Source organism: Planctomyces sp. SH-PL14 (assembly GCF_001610835.1).
Taxonomy (GTDB): domain Bacteria; phylum Planctomycetota; class Planctomycetia; order Planctomycetales; family Planctomycetaceae; genus Planctomyces_A.
In genome coordinates, this window is record NZ_CP011270.1 from 7,398,195 (window position 1) to 7,416,017 (window position 17,823).

The 17,823-nt window shown below is 64.8% G+C and carries 14 protein-coding genes; 1 reads left to right on the forward strand and 13 read right to left on the reverse strand.

The window, feature by feature from the left end:
• The first annotated feature begins 225 nt into the window (after positions 1 to 225).
• Positions 226 to 1,197 carry an aldo/keto reductase gene (locus tag VT03_RS28500; protein ID WP_075096149.1) on the forward strand — a complete coding sequence of 324 codons (972 nt, stop codon included), beginning with the start codon at positions 226 to 228 and terminating at the stop codon, positions 1,195 to 1,197.
• A gap of 26 nt (positions 1,198 to 1,223) precedes the next feature.
• Here the strand turns inward: VT03_RS28500 and VT03_RS28505 are convergent, their stop codons facing one another.
• The 13 genes from VT03_RS28505 to VT03_RS28565 form a co-directional block, all read right to left on the reverse strand.
• Complete coding sequence (locus VT03_RS28505; RefSeq protein WP_075096150.1) at positions 1,224 to 2,144, reverse strand: ADP-ribosylglycohydrolase family protein; 921 nt, start codon at positions 2,142 to 2,144, stop codon at positions 1,224 to 1,226.
• Positions 2,145 to 2,172: 28 nt separating this feature from the next.
• Positions 2,173 to 3,162, reverse strand: coding sequence for an ATP-binding cassette domain-containing protein (locus tag VT03_RS28510; protein WP_075096151.1), 990 nt, complete (start codon positions 3,160 to 3,162; stop codon positions 2,173 to 2,175).
• A 50-nt stretch (positions 3,163 to 3,212) separates the two neighbouring features.
• Positions 3,213 to 3,647 (reverse strand): cytochrome C oxidase subunit IV family protein, encoded by a 435-nt coding sequence (locus VT03_RS28515; RefSeq protein ID WP_075096152.1) that lies wholly within the window; start codon positions 3,645 to 3,647, stop codon positions 3,213 to 3,215.
• A 54-nt stretch (positions 3,648 to 3,701) separates the two neighbouring features.
• A complete protein-coding gene (locus tag VT03_RS28520) occupies positions 3,702 to 4,655 on the reverse strand; it encodes a heme-copper oxidase subunit III (protein WP_075096153.1) in 954 nt (317 codons plus the stop codon).
• Positions 4,656 to 4,764: 109 nt separating this feature from the next.
• Entirely contained in the window at positions 4,765 to 5,694 is a 930-nt protein-coding gene (cyoE, locus tag VT03_RS28525; protein WP_075096154.1) for a heme o synthase, read from the reverse strand.
• Positions 5,691 to 6,647: a COX15/CtaA family protein gene (locus VT03_RS28530; RefSeq protein ID WP_075096155.1), complete on the reverse strand. Its 957-nt coding sequence runs from the start codon at positions 6,645 to 6,647 to the stop codon at positions 5,691 to 5,693. The genes cyoE and VT03_RS28530 overlap by 4 nt, the downstream gene beginning before the upstream one ends.
• Before the next feature lie 100 nt (positions 6,648 to 6,747).
• Entirely contained in the window at positions 6,748 to 8,637 is a 1,890-nt protein-coding gene (locus tag VT03_RS28535) for a cbb3-type cytochrome c oxidase subunit I (protein WP_075096156.1), read from the reverse strand.
• Between the two features lie 59 nt (positions 8,638 to 8,696).
• A complete protein-coding gene (locus VT03_RS28540) occupies positions 8,697 to 9,542 on the reverse strand; it encodes a cytochrome c oxidase subunit II (RefSeq protein ID WP_075096157.1) in 846 nt (281 codons plus the stop codon).
• Positions 9,543 to 9,625: 83 nt separating this feature from the next.
• Positions 9,626 to 10,990 carry a c-type cytochrome gene (locus tag VT03_RS28545; RefSeq protein ID WP_197489110.1) on the reverse strand — a complete coding sequence of 455 codons (1,365 nt, stop codon included), beginning with the start codon at positions 10,988 to 10,990 and terminating at the stop codon, positions 9,626 to 9,628.
• 116 nt (positions 10,991 to 11,106) lie between these two features.
• Positions 11,107 to 11,304 carry a hypothetical protein gene (locus VT03_RS34400; protein WP_075096159.1) on the reverse strand — a complete coding sequence of 66 codons (198 nt, stop codon included), beginning with the start codon at positions 11,302 to 11,304 and terminating at the stop codon, positions 11,107 to 11,109.
• A 34-nt stretch (positions 11,305 to 11,338) separates the two neighbouring features.
• Complete coding sequence (locus VT03_RS28555; RefSeq protein WP_075096160.1) at positions 11,339 to 12,169, reverse strand: hypothetical protein; 831 nt, start codon at positions 12,167 to 12,169, stop codon at positions 11,339 to 11,341.
• Position 12,170: 1 nt separating this feature from the next.
• Positions 12,171 to 16,271 carry a c-type cytochrome gene (locus tag VT03_RS28560; protein WP_075096161.1) on the reverse strand — a complete coding sequence of 1,367 codons (4,101 nt, stop codon included), beginning with the start codon at positions 16,269 to 16,271 and terminating at the stop codon, positions 12,171 to 12,173.
• A gap of 64 nt (positions 16,272 to 16,335) precedes the next feature.
• Positions 16,336 to 17,697 (reverse strand): hypothetical protein, encoded by a 1,362-nt coding sequence (locus VT03_RS28565; RefSeq protein ID WP_075096162.1) that lies wholly within the window; start codon positions 17,695 to 17,697, stop codon positions 16,336 to 16,338.
• Between the last annotated feature and the right edge of the window lie 126 nt (positions 17,698 to 17,823).

Genomic DNA, 17,823 nt, shown 5'->3' on the forward strand with positions numbered 1-17,823 from the left:
ACGCTGGTACCACAAAGGGGACATCCGTCGTGTACCACGGTTCCTCACAGGAGTGCCTCCGGCGGCAAGGGGGCGTGTGTTGTTTTTTGGCCCCTTGACCCCAGGCTGCCGTGGCACGTTGGGTTTGAGCTATCAGAGCTGCGCCGGCAGGGACGCGGTTTCGCGATCCGCTCCGCTTCCCTATCCTCGACCCTCCGACGCACGCAGCGCTTCGAGGAACCACCGATGCCCCCACTCCGCCCCCTGGGACAGACCAACCTCCACGTCACGCCCATCGCCATGGGCTGCTGGCCGATCTCCGGAGTGACCAGCGTCGACGTCACGCGGGAAGCCAGCCTTGCGACCGTCGCCGCCGCTTACGACGCGGGAATCAACTTCTTCGACACCGCCTACTGCTACGGCTACGAGGGCGAAAGCGAACAGATGGTCGGAGAGGTCCTCCGACCCCACCGAGACAAAGTCGTGATCGCGACCAAAGGCGGAATCCACTGGGGTCCCGACCGCAAGCAGGTCCGTGACGGCCGCCCGGAGACCCTCCTCAAGGAATGCGACGAAAGCCTCCGCCGCCTCGGGACCGACTACATCGACCTCTACTACCTCCACGGCCCCGACCCCGAAACCCCCGTCGGCAAGTCGGCCGAGGCCATGGCCCGGCTCCTCGCCAGCGGAAAGATCCGCGCTGCCGGTGTCTCAAATCTCTCTACGATCGCGCAGTACGAAGAGTTCCACTCCGTCTGCCCCATCACGGCGGACCAGCCGCACTACAACATGCTCCAGCGGGAAATCGAGGCGGAGCGGCTTCCCTGGTGCCGCGCGCACAACGTTTCGGTGAACGTCTACTGGCCCCTCATGAAGGGAATGCTGGCGGGGAAGCTCCGGCGGGACCATGTCTGGGATCCCAAGGACGGCCGCCAGAAGTACCCGATCTTCGTAGGCCAGGAGTGGGACAGGAACCACGACTTCGTCGATCGCCTCCGGCCCATCGCGGAGCGAGCCGGCCGGACGGTCGGCCAGCTCGCCGTTGCCTGGACGATCCAGCGGCCGGGGATCACGGCGGCCCTGTGCGGAGCGAAGCGGCCGGAGCAGATCGAAGAGATCGCCGCCGCCATGACCTGGACCCTGACCGCCGAAGACCTCGCGGAAATCGACGCCGCGATCCGCGATCGCGGGGAGGTCGCCTCACGTCCGGCCGTCTGATAGCGGCCCATCGTCGGAAATGCGGCTCACGCGGTGTTTGCGAGTCGGCTGTGCAGCTTTGAAGCGAGAGCAGAAATCCCTGCCGCATCCTCCAGCCGGGCGAGCGGCTCGGCGGGAAGCTGACCGAGACCGTGTCCGGCTCCCCACACCGCTCCCGCCATGGCGGCAATCGTGTCGACATCGCCCCCGATCGCCAGAGCGAACCGGATCAGGTCGAGGTACGGCGCGTCCCAGAACCGAAACGCCACGTAGAGAGCGGTGACAACCGACTCCTGGGCCGAGATCCGGTTTCCCAGCTCCCGCAACACGGCGCGGCGATCGACGTCCGCTGCCGACTCGAGCCAGCGTCGCGCCACTGTAAGACGCGTCGTAAAGGGCTCGAGCCGTGCGGCAGACGCGGCCTCTTCGAAGATCTCGGGCCGTGTGCGCCCCTGAAGGGCGGCACGCGTTGCAGTGGCCAGCAGGACCGCCCCTTCGATCCCGAGCGGATGGGCGTGCGTGACCTCGGCCGAAAGCCGGATCGCCGCGTCGAACTCGTCAGGCCGACTGGCGTAAAAGAGTCCGATGACCGGAGCCCGCATCGCCGCCCCGTTGCCGAACGATCCCGATGGATAGACCGAGCGGTTCGCACTTCGCCAATCCGCGCCGCGGGCGATCCGCTTCAGCACGCGGGCCGCGCCGGGACCGTACCCTCGACTCCAGCGGTAACTCGCCGCGAAACGCCGCGCCAGATCGTCCGGATCGAGGGACCCTCTGGCGAGCAGCGACTCGGCGAGATCGATCGACATCTGCGTGTCGTCGGTCCATCGCATCTCTCCGCCGCTCGTCCTGCCGATCACCCTCCAGAAGGTCCGTTCCAGCAGGCCTCCCTCGCAGGGGGCGCCGAGCGCGTCCCCCAGCGCCAGTCCCAGGAGACACCCTTTGACCCGATCGAGCGTCACGGACATGGGCCGTCTCCTCTGGGCGAGAGGAAGATCAGTGCCGACGCCGGCCGGCGGGCTTCGTCTCCGGTTCCCCTTCGAACCGGCGGCCGGTCGTATGGACGAAGACGTCTTCGAGCGTCGGCTTCCCGAGCGTGATCGACTGGATGTCGTCCGGAAATCCGAGGACAAGGTCCCGCAGCAGCTCATGCCCGCGGGCGTGCTCAATCCGGAGCGAGTGCCCCAGCGACTGCGGCTGGACGCCGAAGCGGTCTGCGATCGCCGTGGAGAGCCTCGCACCATCCTCTCCCGGCCGAAGCGGGATCGTGAGGCAGTCCGCCCCGATGCTCGAACGCAAGTCGTCCGGGCTGCCGAGAGCGACGAGTTTCCCCCGGTCGAGGATCCCCAGCCGGTCGCAGCGGTCCGCCTCTTCCATCAAGTGCGTCGTGACGAGGACCGTCGTTCCGTCCCGGCGAAGCTGACCGAAGACCTCCCACATGTCGAGCCGCGCGCTGACGTCGAGCCCGGTGCTCGGCTCATCAAGAATCAGAAGCCGCGGACGATGGAGGAGCGACTTGGCGATCTCGACCCGCCGCTTGAGCCCTCCCGACAGTGTCTCGGTCTTGTCCCGGCGGCGGTCCGCGAGCTTGAGCTGCCCGAGGACCTCTTCGATCCGTCCTTCGAGCATCACCCCGGTCAGCCCGTAAAGCCGCCCCTGATGGACGAGGTTCTCGCCGACTGTCAGCTTGGGATCGAGGCTGGGGGACTGGAACGTCACCCCGATCATCCGGCGGACCGCGTCCGCCTGCTGCCGGATGTCCTGGCCGAAGATCCCGATCGTCCCCGACTGAAGTGGAAGGATCGTGCAGAGAAGACGAAAGAGCGTCGTCTTGCCGCCGCCGTTGGGGCCGAGGAGACCGAAGATCTCGCCGGACCGGACGACGAACGACACTGCGTCGAGAGCCAGCCGCTCCCCGTAACGATGGGAGACAGCGTCGATGCGGACGGCGTCTGTGCTGGAACGATCGGTCTCAGGAGCCGGCATGGCTCGATCTCACTTCCGGCCCGGAACTCCGACCCCGTCCGCAATTCCACTCAGTGTCCCGGCTTGTCGGCCGGCGCGGCGGAATGGCCGTCGTGAGCGTGCTCCGCCTCGGCGTGCGGCGCTCCGAACTCGATGCCGTGCGCCTTGTCGTACTCGCGGACCTGGGGGACGTCGTAGGTGTAGTAGTGGAGGCCGATGTCCGGCGTGAGGGCGATCATCAGCCCGACCGCCAGGATCGCCGTCGGCAACAGGATGACGAACTTCCAGCCCCCCTCGAACTTGAGGTGCATAAAGTAGGTCATGACGAACATCGCCTTCGCCGTCGCCACCGCCAGCACGAGGAACGTCACGATGTAGCCGTTGAGCGGCACCAGGTCGAACACGACCGAGAGCGCCGTGCAGACGAGGAGCGCGACGAAGATCGCGAAGTAGTTGACGTGGTGAGCGTCATGCGGGTGCGTCGCTTCGGCGTGTGCGTCCGACATGGGAGTCCTGCGAAATTCGATTGGCAGCGGAGTGGGAAGTGCGAAGCGGACGGATTACATCGCGTGCCCGAGGCTGCCCGGGACGATGTACAGGAGCGGGAACAGGAAGATCCACACGAGGTCGACGAAGTGCCAGTACAGGCCGCTGTTCTCGACCCAGTCGGTCCACCGCTCATCGAGCGTGGAAGTGAGCGGGCGGGCGAACAGGATCATCCCGACGATGACGTGGATGGCGTGGAAGCCGGTCATCAGGAAGTAGCACGAGGCGAAGAGGTTCCCGTAGGGAATGATCTTCTGGTCGTGGTACATCTGGGCCTGGATGTCGATCACGTTGTTCGGGAGGTGATGGATCCGCTCTTCGACCTGCTCCGGCGTGAGTTTGTTCGCCGAGAGGTCGGTCCGGAGCGTTTCGAGCTGCACACGAAGCTCGCGCCAGGCGTCGATCGTCTGGACTGTCACCGACTTGGGATCGGCTTTCAGCGCCTCCTCGCGGCGCTTCTCCAGCTCTTTCTCCTTCTCGTAGGGAAGCTGGCGGCCGGGGACGATCTTGTCGAGCTCCTTGTTGAGGACGGTCTCGAACTCCCGGGCCCGGTTGTTCATGAGCTGGAACTGATTCTCGGCAATCCGGCCCGGAAGGATGTTGTGGTCGAACTTCCCTTTGTACTCGACCCCCTTGATCCCCAGGAACACACACGCGAGAGCGAACGTGTAGGTCAGGAACTTGCGGGCTTTCACGAAGTCCCGGAGTCCCATCGCCTCGTGGGCCACGACGACGAAGTAGCTCGACAGAATCAGCACGAAGGTGTTGATGCCGCCGAGGGCGATGTTGATGTGCGTCACCTCGGTGCTCGTCGGCCAGCCGGGCGAGCCGAAGAAGCAGACGATGTACGTCCCGATGAACGCCGTGAAGAACATGATCTCTGTGCCGAGGAACAGCCACATCCCGAGCTTCGAGTTCGGGATGGGAATCCCCATCTTCATGGCCGGCGTGTGATTGGCGTGAGACATGAGCTGCTTCGCAGAAGTATCAGGGGGCAAGTATCCAGTATCAGTCAGAGGGCCCTCGTGGATTGCTCTTACCGATACTTGATACCTGAGACTCGATACTTCCCCTTTTTTAGTTGAGCCGCCACAGGTGGTCGGCGGTCAGGACAACAAGGACGACGGGCAGATAAACGAGTGACGTCTTGAGGAGTCGGCGGGCCGAAGAGGTCTCGGGCCGCCAGGCGAACCGGATCGAATCGACGAGATACCAGACGCCGAGCGCCAGAGCGGTCGCGGCGTACACGGAACCGGCCAGTCCCCACCAGCGGAGGAGGAGGCTGCACGGGATCAGGACGGCGGCGTAACCGACGGCGATCAGTCCCACGACGGCGGGATGCCCATTGGCGGGGAGCATCTTGAGCCCCGCCCGACGGTACTGGTCCTGGTAGATCCAGGCGATCGCCAGGAAGTGCGGGAACTGCCAAGTGAAGAGCAGGACAAAGAGCGTCAGCGCCGACATGTCGAGCGTTTGCCCTGAAGCGACCCACCCCAGGACCGGCGGCATCGCGCCGGGAACGGCTCCGATGACCGTGCAGAGGGGCGAATACCGCTTCAGCGGCGTGTAGAGGCCGACATAGGCCGCGGTCGTCGCGACGGTCAAGAAGGCGGTCAGGCCGTTGACGAACAGGAGGAGCGTGATCGTGCTCAGCGCCGAGCAGGCCAGTCCGTAGGTCCACGCTTCGGCGAGAGAGAGCTGACCGCTCGGGAGCGGCCGCTCGGCGGTCCGCGGCATCCGGGCGTCGGTCGTGACTTCGAGACACTGGTTCAGGACGCTCGAAGCGATTGCGCCGAGGCCGACCCCGACGAGCGCCATGGCGAACTGACCCCAGTTCCAGACCGCCTCCACGCCGAGCGCGAAGCCGACCGCCACGGCGACGACCGCCATGAAACCGATCCGCAGCTTCGACAGCCGGACATACGCGGCAATACGCCCCGCCTCCGCGGTCAGAGTCGGAGAGACCGTCAAAACGGTCGGAGAGGGGGACAACGTGGACTGACTCATCGGGTTCCTCCTGGCGACGGGAGGAACGCGGGGGGATTCCAAACCGGCTGCGGACAACAGGCACTCACGCGAAAAACACGGACAAGGTGAACGGCGGCGGCGGCCAGGGTCAGCATCCCGACGACGGCGTGGGCCGTCCGGTGCAGGACCTGAGCGATCGAATCGGCGGTGGCGACATACCCGGTCCAGGGGAATCCCCACTTGAGGACCCACGCCCCGGCCCCGAGGACGACTTGAAGCGAAGCGACGGCCAGGAGCATCCAGCCGGAGCGGCGGATCCACCGCACTCCGCTCCGCTGCGAGACGAAGGTGTTGGCCAGGATCAGGCCCCAGGTCAGGATTCCCATCCCGAGGTGCTCGTGCAGTCCCGACCCGTGGTGGCGGATCATCCCGCCCAGGAGGAACTGCCCGGCGATCGCCACGACCGTGAGGACCGTCCACGGCTTGAGGTGTCCCGTCGCCGGCCCGCGGGCGTAGATCTCGGTATCGAACCATCCTCGGCTTTCCACCGTCGACACGGTCGCCATCAGCGAGAGGACGCAGGCGGCGAAGAAGCCGTGGACCATCGCCAAGCCCCGCTCGTCGAGGACGACGCGGAACCCGCCAAGCAGCCCCTGAACGATCACGCAGCCGAGGACCGCATAGGCCAGCCCCACCACCCACCGCCGCGACTCGCCGCGGTGAATGAGAACGACGAGACCGATCGACCACAGGCCGATCAGCATTCCGGCGAGCCGGTGTCCATGCTCGAGGAACTTGTCCCAGTTGGATGCAAAGTCCCGGAACCACGGATAGGTGACCATCAGGTACCCGTCCGAGTTCGGCCAGTCCCGGAAGGCCATCCCGGCGTTCTTCGACGTTGTCAGCGCCCCGAAGACAAGCGTCACTATCGCCATACAGCCCGTGGAAAAGGCGTAGCGGTGGAGAAGCGGCTTGTAAGGGGCGACGGTCATCAGGGCGAAATGGTCTCGGAAGGATCCAGTGGCAGTATCAAGTCTCAGTCGGAATCAGCATCGATCGCTGACTGATACCTGATACTTGCGACCTCCCCGCCTACGCGTTGACGGGCAACGGCACCGGAGTCGTCTGTGGCACGGTCTTCACCGGCGGAGTCGTCTGCGGCCAGAAGTCTTCGGCCCGGGACGGGTCGGAGTATTCGTAGGGGCCGCGGTAACAGAGCGGCGGAGTTTCGAAGTTGCCGTGTCCGGGAGGCGACGGAGTGTCCCACTCCAAGCCGTTCGAGTCCCACGGGTTCCGCGAGGCGATCGGCCCGAAGAACATGCTGTAGACCATGTTGCCGATCAGAAGGAACTGGGCGAAGCCCATGACGATCGCGCAGATCGTCATGAACTGGTTCATCGGCAAGAGGTGCTCAAGATAGGGGTAGAGGAACGGGTTGGCGTACCGGCGAGGCATCCCCGCGACCCCCAGAAGGTGCATCGGGAAGAAGGTCCCGTTGAACCCCATGAAGCTGAGGGCGAAGTGCCACTGGCCGAGCGTCTCGTTCATCATCCGGCCGAACATCTTGGGGAACCAGTAGACGATCGCCCCGAAGCAGCCGAACAGCGTCGCCCCGAACAGCACATAGTGGAAGTGGGCCACGATGAAGTAGGTGTCGTGGATGTAGATGTCGACCGGGACAGCCGCCATGAAGATCCCCGACAGACCCCCGACGATGAACATCGAGACGAAGGCGGTCGAATTCAGCATCACGGTGTTGAACCGGATCCGGCCCCCCCAGATCGTCCCGATCCAGTTGAAGACCTTCACCGCCGAGGGGAGGGCGATCATGATCGTCGAGACCATGAAGGTCATCCCGAGGGCCGGGTTCATCCCCGAGGTGAACATGTGGTGGCCCCAGACGATGAAGCCGAGGCCCGCGATGGCGGCCATCGAGTAGACCATCGGCTTGTAGCCGAAGATCGGCTTGCGGCTCATGCAGGCCAGCATGTCCGAGACCATCCCCATCGCCGGCAGCAGCATGATGTACACGGCCGGGTGGGAGTAGAACCAGAACAGGTGCTGCCACAGGAGCGGCTGTCCGCCGCCGACTGTCGGCGCGGCGTTGTTGACGACGAGCCCGGCGGGGATGAAGAAGCAGGTCCCGATCAGCCGGTCGGCGACGAGCATGAACCCCGCCGCGGTGAGGACCGGGAGGGCGAATGACTGGAGGATGGCGGTGATGAACATCGACCAGATCGTCAGCGGCATCCGGAAGAGAGTCATCCCCGGGGCCCGCATGTTGATGATCGTCGTCATGTAGTTGACCGAGCCCATCATCGACGAGACCCCGACGAGGGTCACGGCCAGCAGCCACCACGTCTGGGCCGCTTCCGAGCCGGGAGCCGCGCTCTGCAGGGCCGAGAGGACCGGGTACGAGGTCCAGCCCTGCGCGGCCCCGGCATCGATCCCCCCCCGCACGATGAGGGAAGTCGGCAGGATCGCGTTGAGCCAGTCCGGGGCCAGGCCGATCGCCATGGCGAAGCAGAAGATCGCCGGCCACATGAACCAGTAGCTGAGGGCGTTCAGGATCGGGAACGCCATGTCGTCCGCCCCGATCATGAGCGGAATCAGGAAGTTCCCGAAGGCTCCCGCCAGGATCGGGATGATCACGAGGAAGATCATCACGGTGGCGTGCATCGTGAAGAGCATCGTGTACGCCTCGGGGGAGATCTGGCCCCCCTGTGCGGCGAACGCGGCGCCGAAGATCGGCATGTTTTCCCACGGGAAGGCGAGCTGCCATCGCACGCCGAGCGCCAGCGCGCCCCCGACCATCAGCATGAAGACCGTGGTCAGGAGGAACTGGATCCCGATCACCTTGTGGTCCGTCGAGAACCGCCACACCTGCTTGAGCAGGGCCAGGCGGTCATCGGGATTGTGGTGATGGACGTGGCCGTGCGCGTGAGCCGCGTCGCCGTGTCCGTGGGTTGCGATGGAACTCATGACATCCTCACTGGGGTTCGAACGGGGAGACAGACGTCGGGCGAATGCGGGTTCGCCCGTCAGTTCTCGCCGCCGGACCCTTCCCGCGGACCGTGGTATTCCTGGTCCGCCTTGAGCTTTTTGAGGTATTTGACAAACGCTTCGTCGTTCTCGGCCACCATCCGGGCCTTCATCTTGTAGTGACCCCACCCGCACAACTCAGCGCACAGCAGCACGTAGTTCGTGCTCTTGTCCGCCTCGAACCAGACGGGAATGACGAGGCCCGGCACCGCGTCCTGCTTCACCCGCAGTTCGGGGAGGAAGAACGAGTGCTGCACGTCCTGTGTCCGGAGGTTGATCATGACCGGCCGGGCCGACGGCACGTGCAGGTCATTGACGGCGTACAGGTCGGTCGGCTGCGGGTCCGGCATCAGCGGCAGGAGCTTGTCGTTCTCGTCGAGGCCGGGGTAACGGATCCGCCACTCGAACTGCCGGGCCATGACCTCGGCGATTGGACCCTTGCGGGTCTCGGCCGGGAACTGGGACTTGATCCGGTACTCCGCCCACACGTCCATCTGATAGAGGGCGATGAACAGCAGGATTCCGGCGGGGACGATCGACCAGATCACTTCCAGGTTGTGACTGCCGTGCGAGAACCAGGCCCGCTCCGTGCTTCCGGGATCGGTTCGTCTGGCTCCCGAGAACAGGACGTACGCCAGCGCGACCTGCGTCCCCACGAAGGTGATCGTGGTGATGATCAGGATCAGGTAGAACAGGTCGTCGATCTTCCGGCCCAGCGGCGACGCGGCGGAACCGTCGGCGTTGATCGTCGTCGGAAACCACCAGCCCATGCTGGGGGCCATCAGACAGAAGATCGTCGCCACGATCGGCCAGAAGGCAAAAAAGACGCACCAGAAACGTTTCACGGTCACTCCTTCCGCTCACTTTGAACGGACATGAACTCGGCTGGAACCGGTCCGCTCGGGCGAACCGGCCTCGCCGGACACATCTAGTGGGCGGTGTCGGCTACCTTCGGTGGATCCACGGTGGCGCCCACTCCCTTGCCCGGTTCGAGCGTCTCGAACGGGACGGAGAGGACGTAGTTCACAAGATGCCAGCGGTCTTCCTCGGACATCTTGGCTTCTGGAATGCCGGGCATGGGGGTTCCCTTGATCCCGACGGAAATGCGGCAGTAAATGTCGTACGGACGCCGCCCGCCGCGGTAGATCCCGGTCCGGAGGTTTCGCGGCGTGATCGGATGACCCCAGTTGTCGCGAAGGCCCAGGGTCCCTTCGCTGTTGAGGGCGGTGGTCGAAGGCCCGTCTCCGCGGCCCGCCTGGCCGTGGCACTTTGAGCAGCCGGCGTTGTCGGAGAGGTAGAGCATCCGTCCCTTGGCGATCGACTCGGCGGTCGGCTCGACCCCTTCGGACTTCACGAAGACCCGGGCGGTCGGATCGTCGGACTGCGACGTCTTCCAGTTCGTGACGATCTGCTCGATGAGCGGATCGACGGTGTCCGCCATGAAGTCCGGCGAGTCGACTTCGGTCTTGAATCCCTTGATGACTTCGCTCGACGCTTCTCCCCCCTTGACCCGCTCGGCGAACGCGTCATCCGAGTAGTCGCCGCTGAGGTACTTGGCGAGACCTTCTTCGGTCTGGCCTCGCATCGACAGGAAGATGACGTACTCGACGATCGCCGCCGTCTCCGCGTCCGTCAGAAGCTTGAAGGAGGGCATGTAGGTCCCGGGAATCCCGTCCAGGATGATCCGGGAGAGGTCGTCACGGCGGGGGCGGTAGTCGTAGTGCGTGGAGGTGAACTTGAAGAGCCCCTTGCGGTAGTCGCGCGGGAGCGGATTGAGATACTTGGCAGTCGGACCGTTGCCGTCGCCGGCCACCCCGTGGCAGTGCTGGCAGTGCTCGGCATAGAGATGCCGTCCCGTCGACAGGACGGCGCCGGCTCCGACGAGCGCCGGGCTTCCCGAGGCGGGGGCCGCTGCCAAGGCGGTTTCGAGTCTGGCGACCTGCGTCGTCTCATCGAACGACTTGATCGTCCCGGTGAGCGTTTTGGCGCCCGGGAAGACGATCGTGTCTCCGGGCTTGATCGCGAAGACCGTCTTGCCGAACTTCAGGTCGACGGTCCCTTCGTCGCCCGATTCCACCGTGGCGTTCGCCTTGTTGGCCTCGAGCCCCAGGCGGTCCCACACGCGGATCGTCGTCGGCGTGCCGAAGCGGGAGTCGACGAAGGCGTCGACGTACTTCTCCGCCTCGGGCATCAGGGCGTTGCGGTCCTTCGACCGGGCGAAGTCCGACGTCCCCTTGGAACATCCCGCGAGCAGGACGACGCAGGACAGTGCTGTGAAAACCGCGGATCTCACGCGATCCCCTCCCGATATCGGAGCCCGGACGATCAAGTCCGGGACCCGGAACGAATCTGCTTTCAGGCCGGTCTCCGCCGGCAAGCCGGCGTGTGCCGACAACGGTCGACCGCCCTTCACTTCTTCTCCTCCGCGGCCGGAGCGGCGGCGGGGGTCGTGGAGATCGTCTCTCCCCCGGCTCCCACCTTGATCTCCGACTCCTGAATGACGCGGATCGGCGGCGCCGGCTGCGGCGCGCATCCCGTCAGTCCGGCCATCCAGGACAGTCCTGCGGCCGTCAACACGGCGGCAGTGAAGTTGTCGTGACGTTTCATCTTGCTCTCTGAGTGGCTCTCGGCCGGTCTCACGTTACTTCAGTTTGTCCGACGCCACCTTGAGGTCGACGGGAGTCACGGCGTCGGGCTGGACCTTGATCTTGAGCCCGCGTTCGATCGTCCCCTTCTCGTGCCAGACGACGAACTCCCGCTCGCCCGCCGGCACCCCCTGGATCTCAAAGCTCCCGTCGGGACCGGTCACGGCCGCCCACGGATGATTGACGATGGCGACGTATCCCTTCATCCAGGCGTGGATGTCGCACGCCACCGGGAGGGGAGCCGTTTCCGGATTCTTCGGCGTGAACGTCAGGCCGGTTGTGTCTTTCGGTGCGATCGTCTGGTTGAAGTATGAGGACTTGACGTTGTGGGCGGTCCCGTCGCTGTTCTTCATCTGCAGCGGCTGGCCGACACGGCAGAGACTGACGTGCGGGAAGAACTTGCAGCCATCCTGGTCGACGACGACCGGCGTGCTGGGCGGAGCCGGGATCTCGACCTTGGGAGCCTTCCGCAGGAAGACAACGACGTTGGCCAGGCCGCCATCGGCCCCGACAACGATCGTCTCGTTCGGGACGTCCACCTGCTTGCAGATCGCGTCGCTGCTGGTTCCCTTCGGAACGAGCGGCGGGAGCGCGGGGTTGCCCCCTTCGAAAACGATCCGCCCCTTGATCGTCCCGAAGCCGGTGACCTCTTCGGTCGCCTGCGTCTCACCGGCCGTGGCCGCCGCCGAGGCGCTCGAGAGAACGAGTTCGACCGCCACCGGCTGGTTGGCGCCGCCACCCAGGGCGGAGACGGGGCCGCCGCAGCCGCTCGAAAGCAGGCCGCCAGCCCCCAGCAATCCGGCGAGGAGGTAGGATGTCGGTTTCATCTCAGTTCGTCCCTTCCGGTTTGGCCGGAGGCGTGGCGTTCGCGGCGGCTGCAGCGGCGGCGGCTGCCGCCGGGTCGACGTATTGTAGCTTCCCATGCGCTTCCAGCAGTTGCTGGTAGTTGAAGAGGCCGAAGACCGCCGCTTCGATCTGGTCCCAGCCGTCCCCGCCGAAGAGGTCCGCCATGTTTTTCTTGTCGGCCGGGAAGTTGACCGGCATCGACGTGTAGGGCGTGACCCACGGCGGCGAGGAGATCCACAGCTTCACCCAGTCCGGCCGCAGCCGGCGGTTCACCCGTTCCAGGTTCGGTCCGCGGACCACCTGCTTGGGATCCCCCTGGATCTCGTTCCCGCCGACGAAGTGGCACTGCCGGCAGACGTTGCTGTTGATGATCTTCCATCCGGCGAGGTCATAGGCTTCCTTCGAGTCCGGATGCTTGGCGGCGATGGCGGCCGTCTGAAGCTCGACAAAGCCCTGCCCGCTCTGGGGCACGGTCTGGTACGGGAACGGGGCCCCGTCGATCGCCGCAAAGTAGTTCGCGAGCGTCTGGGCTTCGCTGTCGTCCAGGTTGAACTTCGGCATCCGCAGGACGGTCGTGTGGCGGATCTTGTCCGGGTTCTTGAGGAACGAATAGAGCCACGGTGTCTGGACCTTGACCCCCTCGCGGAACAGCGGCGGCGGCGAGGCCTGCAAGGCACGGTTCTGGTCGCCGACTCCCGGATCGTTGAGGATCAACTTCGAGAGCCAGAGGGCGAACGTCCCTCCGCGGCCGGTTCCTCGTGAGACGAGCGACTGGACGGGAATCGCGATAGGCGTGTGCGGCAGGACGATCTTCTCGAACGCTTTATGGACGCCCCACGTATCGACCCGCAGGATCTGATCCTCAGGGAGCTCTTCCAGATCGGGCTCGGCCAGGACCAGGCCGTGAACCTTGACGATCGCCTCGCCGGCCGGCGACCGCTTACCGGTGTCGCCGTTGACCGGCGGGATGAGCTTCAGCAGCAGGTCATAGGCAGACTGGTACTTGTCCGGTGTCAGCTCGGACCCCTGGAATTCTTCCGGCTTGATCCGGTACTGGAACTCCGGCATGTCGACCATGTGGCAGCCGGTGCAGTTGAACTTCTCCAGCAGCCGCTCCCCTTCGACGATCGCCAGCTTCGCTCCGGTCGGCCGGAACTGGTACTGCGGGGCCGGAGGATCGGCGACGAGGCCGAGCACGAACGTCGAGATCGCCTCGATCTGCTTCTGGTCGAGATAGAAGTTCGGCATCCGCAGCCGCTCGTCCCAGCCCTTGGTCTCCGACTTGCGGTAGTCGTAGCTGCGGGGATCGCGGAGCTTCTGCCAGATGAAGCCGGGCCGGCCGTGGTGCAGGAGGCTCTCGAAGAGGTAGGCCTCCGTCAGACTCTCCTCGGGGGCGGTGCCGTCTGCCTTGGCGGAGCCGAGGATCTTCTCGATCTTCTCGCGGGTGCTCGATCCGTCCCGCTCACCGTGATGGTGGAGGTACTCCTCGATGTGCTCGGGAGCGAGCTTGGAGGTGTCCTTGCGTCCCCAGTCGGTGAGGGCCGGACCGATCGGGCGGCCGTCCTCGAAGTTCGCGATGTCATGGCAGCCGAAGCAGCCGTAACGGCTCACCGTCCGGCGGCCGACGAACGTCAGCTTCCGCTGTTCCCACTCCTCGTCGGAGAGGGCGTTCCCGTCCGCGTTGACGAGCTCGATTTCGTCCCCCTTGACGACGTCCTTGAGAGCCGGGAGCGTGCCGTCCGCCTTCGGCTTCTTGGCTGCCTCGGGGACGGCGACACCTCGGTTCTTGAAGACCTCGTCCACCTTGGGCGAGTTCATGCTCTTGGCGAGGTAGAACCGCACGAGATCATCGAGCGGCGTCGTGACCGCCGCTTCCCGCGTCTCGCTCTGTCCCTTCGAGACGATCGTGAGTGTCACCACATCGCCCGACTTCCGGCTGGCGATGAGCGCATCGAGCTGTTCGGGAGAAGTGACCGCTTCCGAGCCGACCTTGAGGATCACGTCGTCGACTTCGATCGGAGCGACGCGGTTCCCTGCCCCACCCTCGGCCTTGACCCACGTCCGGGTCGCGGCACTCGTCTGCAGGACTTCGGTCACGACCACGCCGGACTTCTCGACGCCGAGCCGCGAAGCATCGGCCTCGGTCGTTGCGCGGGCCACGACACCGAGCGAGGTCTTCCAGTCCTTGTTGAGGGGCGCCGGTTCCGGCGTCCCCTTCTGGAGCAGGAAGGCGGCGATATCGGCCGCGGGGTCGATCACGGTCTCCCCGTCTTTGTACGGATCGAGGAACAGGTCCGGCATCCGGGTTCGGGTGTGGTACTTCTCCGGCTGCCGGAGCCAGGTGTAAAGCCACTGGAAGCCCGCTTCGCCGGGGAGCAGCTTTTCGTGAATCCGCGACAGCTCGGGGCCGAAGTCCGCCTTGGCTCCGGCGAGCTCTTCGTCGCCCGGATAGCTGTGGCAGGCGAGGCAGCCGCGGCGGGCGAAGAGGGCCTTGCCGCGGGCAGCATCCGCCTTGTAGTCCGCCTTGGGGGACTCCAGCTCGATGGGCGTCGACTTCGTCGTCAGGTAGGTCGCGATCCCGGACAGTTCGACCGGCTGGAGCTTGCCAGCCAGAGAGTCGTGCTGGTTCGTCTCGTCAAAGAAGACCGGCATCCGGGTCGTCGGACGGAACTTCTTGGGATTCGCGGTCCAGGAGGCGATGAACGACGGGCTCGTCTTCTGGGCGATGTGCCGCAGCGAAGGACCGACCTTGCGGAGCAGGCCGGGGATCGCGCTCGGATCGGCCGCGAGCTTGGCCGCCTCTTCGGCGGTGGACGGCTCGGCCCGCAGGTCTGGACCGATCGGCTTGCCGCCGTCATAGCCGTTGATTTCGTGGCAGCCGAAGCAGCCGTATTCCTTGATGAGCGAGTAGCCCTCGAACACCTTGGGAGCCGAGGCGCCGTGCTGCTTGTTGACGCCGAGCTCCGTCACCGAGTGGTGGCAGCGGATGCAGGTCGCTTCCAGGAACGGCTTCGGGAACATCGGAAGCTCCCAGAAGTGGTTCGAGTGCCAGTGGTGCTTCTGTTCCCACTCGGCCGCCTGGGCGGGGTTCGCCGGATAATGCTCGGCGTTCTGGAAGCTCGTTCCCGACCCGTCCCCTTCGTGGCAGATCGTGCAGCCGAACTTCTCGACCGGGTGCGGGCTGGTCGACGTCAGGAACAGGTCCGGGTTCGGGTGGGCGCTGAACGGCTGGTGGTATTCGTCCGCCGGGAAGTTGGCGACGTTCCCCGCCCCGAAGTCGGAGATGTTGACGTGACAGGTCCGGCAGCGGTCGACGCGCCCGACCCGCTTCATGCCGAGCGACTGATCGAGCCCGAGCGGCCAGTCGTACTGGATCTTGATGTGCGGGTTGAACCCGTTGATGATCGGCAGCTCCTTGAGCCACCGCTTGAAGGACGCCAAGTGGTTGGTCGGCTTGAGGAGTTCCTTCTGGTCGTTAAGCGCCTTCTCGTCCGCCGTGAACTTGGTCAGCTCGGCGTCGATGCTCTTGAGGTCCTCGGAGAGCTTGTTGTACTCCGCCCGCTTGGCGGCGAAGGCGATGTTCTTCTGCTCGAGAGCCCGGGCGATGTCGTCCGACTTCTCCTGCTCGGCGTCGTACAGCTCCTTGCGATGCGCCAGCTCCTTGGCGGGCTTGGCGTCGCGGACGGCGAGGTCGTAGTTCGCGCGGGCCACGTCCCGCTTGGCGTTCTGGAACTTGAGTTCCACCGCCATGATCTCGGTCTCGGCCTTGAGCTTCCGGTACTCCTCGACGAGCGGCTTGTTGTCGGTGCTGGCGAGGGCCTCTTCGTACCGCTTGTTGGCGTCGGTCTTCCGCTCGGAGAGCTTGTCGAGTTCGGACTTGTACTTGGCGTCGGCCAGCCGCTCTTCGTCCTTCTGCAGCTTGTCGACCTTCAGCCGTTCCGCCTCTTTCTGGTACCGCTTCCAGTCCCGGCTCTCATCCTTGGCCATCATGATGAGCGTCGAGCCCAGCACGGCGATCGCGCTGAGCGCGAACACCTTGTGCATGGTGCTGAGGTTACGCCAGTTCTGTTCTGTCGCAGGCATAGGACTCTTTCCAACACGGGGAGCGGCCGGTCTCCCTTCGGAGAGCGGCCAGCCGGTGGCCGGGTCAGATGTTAAAGAACCACTCGGGGATGGCGACGATGTATTTCAAACTGAACGCCCACCGCAGGACCATCTTCACGGGCAGAGCCATCATGAGGAGGATCAGGTTGGCGAACACCATGTAGCGGATGAATCCCATCCGCATGAAGTAGCTCCGCAGGAACGTCTGGGCCATCAGCGGCGGCAGGATGATCAGGTAGCCGAGGCTCAGGACGAGTCCCAGCCACTCCCGCTTGAGGATCGTCAGGATCGACATCCCGATGTCTCCCCCCTGGTAGGAGGGGAGCGACTGCCCGAGTCCCCACACCCAGAAGTATTCCGAGAGGTTGACGTTGTTCAGCACCTCGAGCTTGTGGACGTCCCAGTACTCGTAGGCTCCGAACATGTTCCAGTTCGGGCCGCGGATGAACGTCCCGAGGATGATCATCCCGATCCAGAGCGGAATGAAGCCGAACAGGAAGATCCCGACCGAGACCTTGCGGTCGTTGAAGCAGTAGTAGCCGTTCCCCTTGCGGTTGAAGTCGATGTAGGGGATAGCGCACAGCCCGCCGATGATGACGAGTGGCAGCACGACCCCGGCCATCCAGGGGTCGTAGTACACGAGCATTTCCTGCAGGCCGAGGAAGTACCACGGGGCCTTCGAGGGGTTCGGGGTCTTGACGAGCGAACCGGGCTCTTCCAGCGGAGCGGGCAGAGCCACACCCCAGACGATCAGGAACGCCGTCAGCAGCAGCATGCAGACGAGTTCGGTGTAAACGAGGTCCGGCCAGACGAGAACTTGATCCGACAGTTCTTTCTCGGCGACCGGCCGCCCTTCGGCGACCCGGCGATCGTTCTCCACCGCCTGCTTGAAGTACAGCCAGGTGAAGAACCCGAACAGGAACAGGAGGCCGACGATCGGGACGTTGTCCGGCTTGCCGACGATCTGCCGGAAGTCGTAGTCCGTCATGCTCAGCCCCAGGAACAGGATCGCCCCGTTCAGCAGGAGCCATGCGGGGGTCGGCTTCACCCAGCTTTCACGGTAGTGGATCATCGCCCAGAAGCCGGCAACCGAGAGCGCAAAGAAGATCCGCGCGTCGGATGTCACGAAGTTGACGATGGTCTTGAACCACTCCGGGAGCCGGAGCAGAAACTTCTCGGGATCGCTGCGGGAGACGATGTGAGCGAATGCGACGAAGAACAGGAGGGTCGTGTAGAGAGCCCAAGTGTAACACTTGGGAACGTGATGCAGCCCGGCGACCGACTCGTAGTAGCCGTCCTGCTTGTACGACCGCATCGTCCACCACAGGTTCATGATGGCGAGCAGCAGGTACAGCCAGCCCAGTCCGTTGATGACGGTAAGGGTCAGGTTGGGATGCGTTTCCATGAGTCTTCCGGATCGAACGATCCACCCCGCTTCATCCGAGAGACGAAACGGGATGGGACAAAATCGACTCGCGCCGCCACCAATCGCCTTTGCAGAGAGTCCGGCCTGGCCGGACCCTCCCTCCTC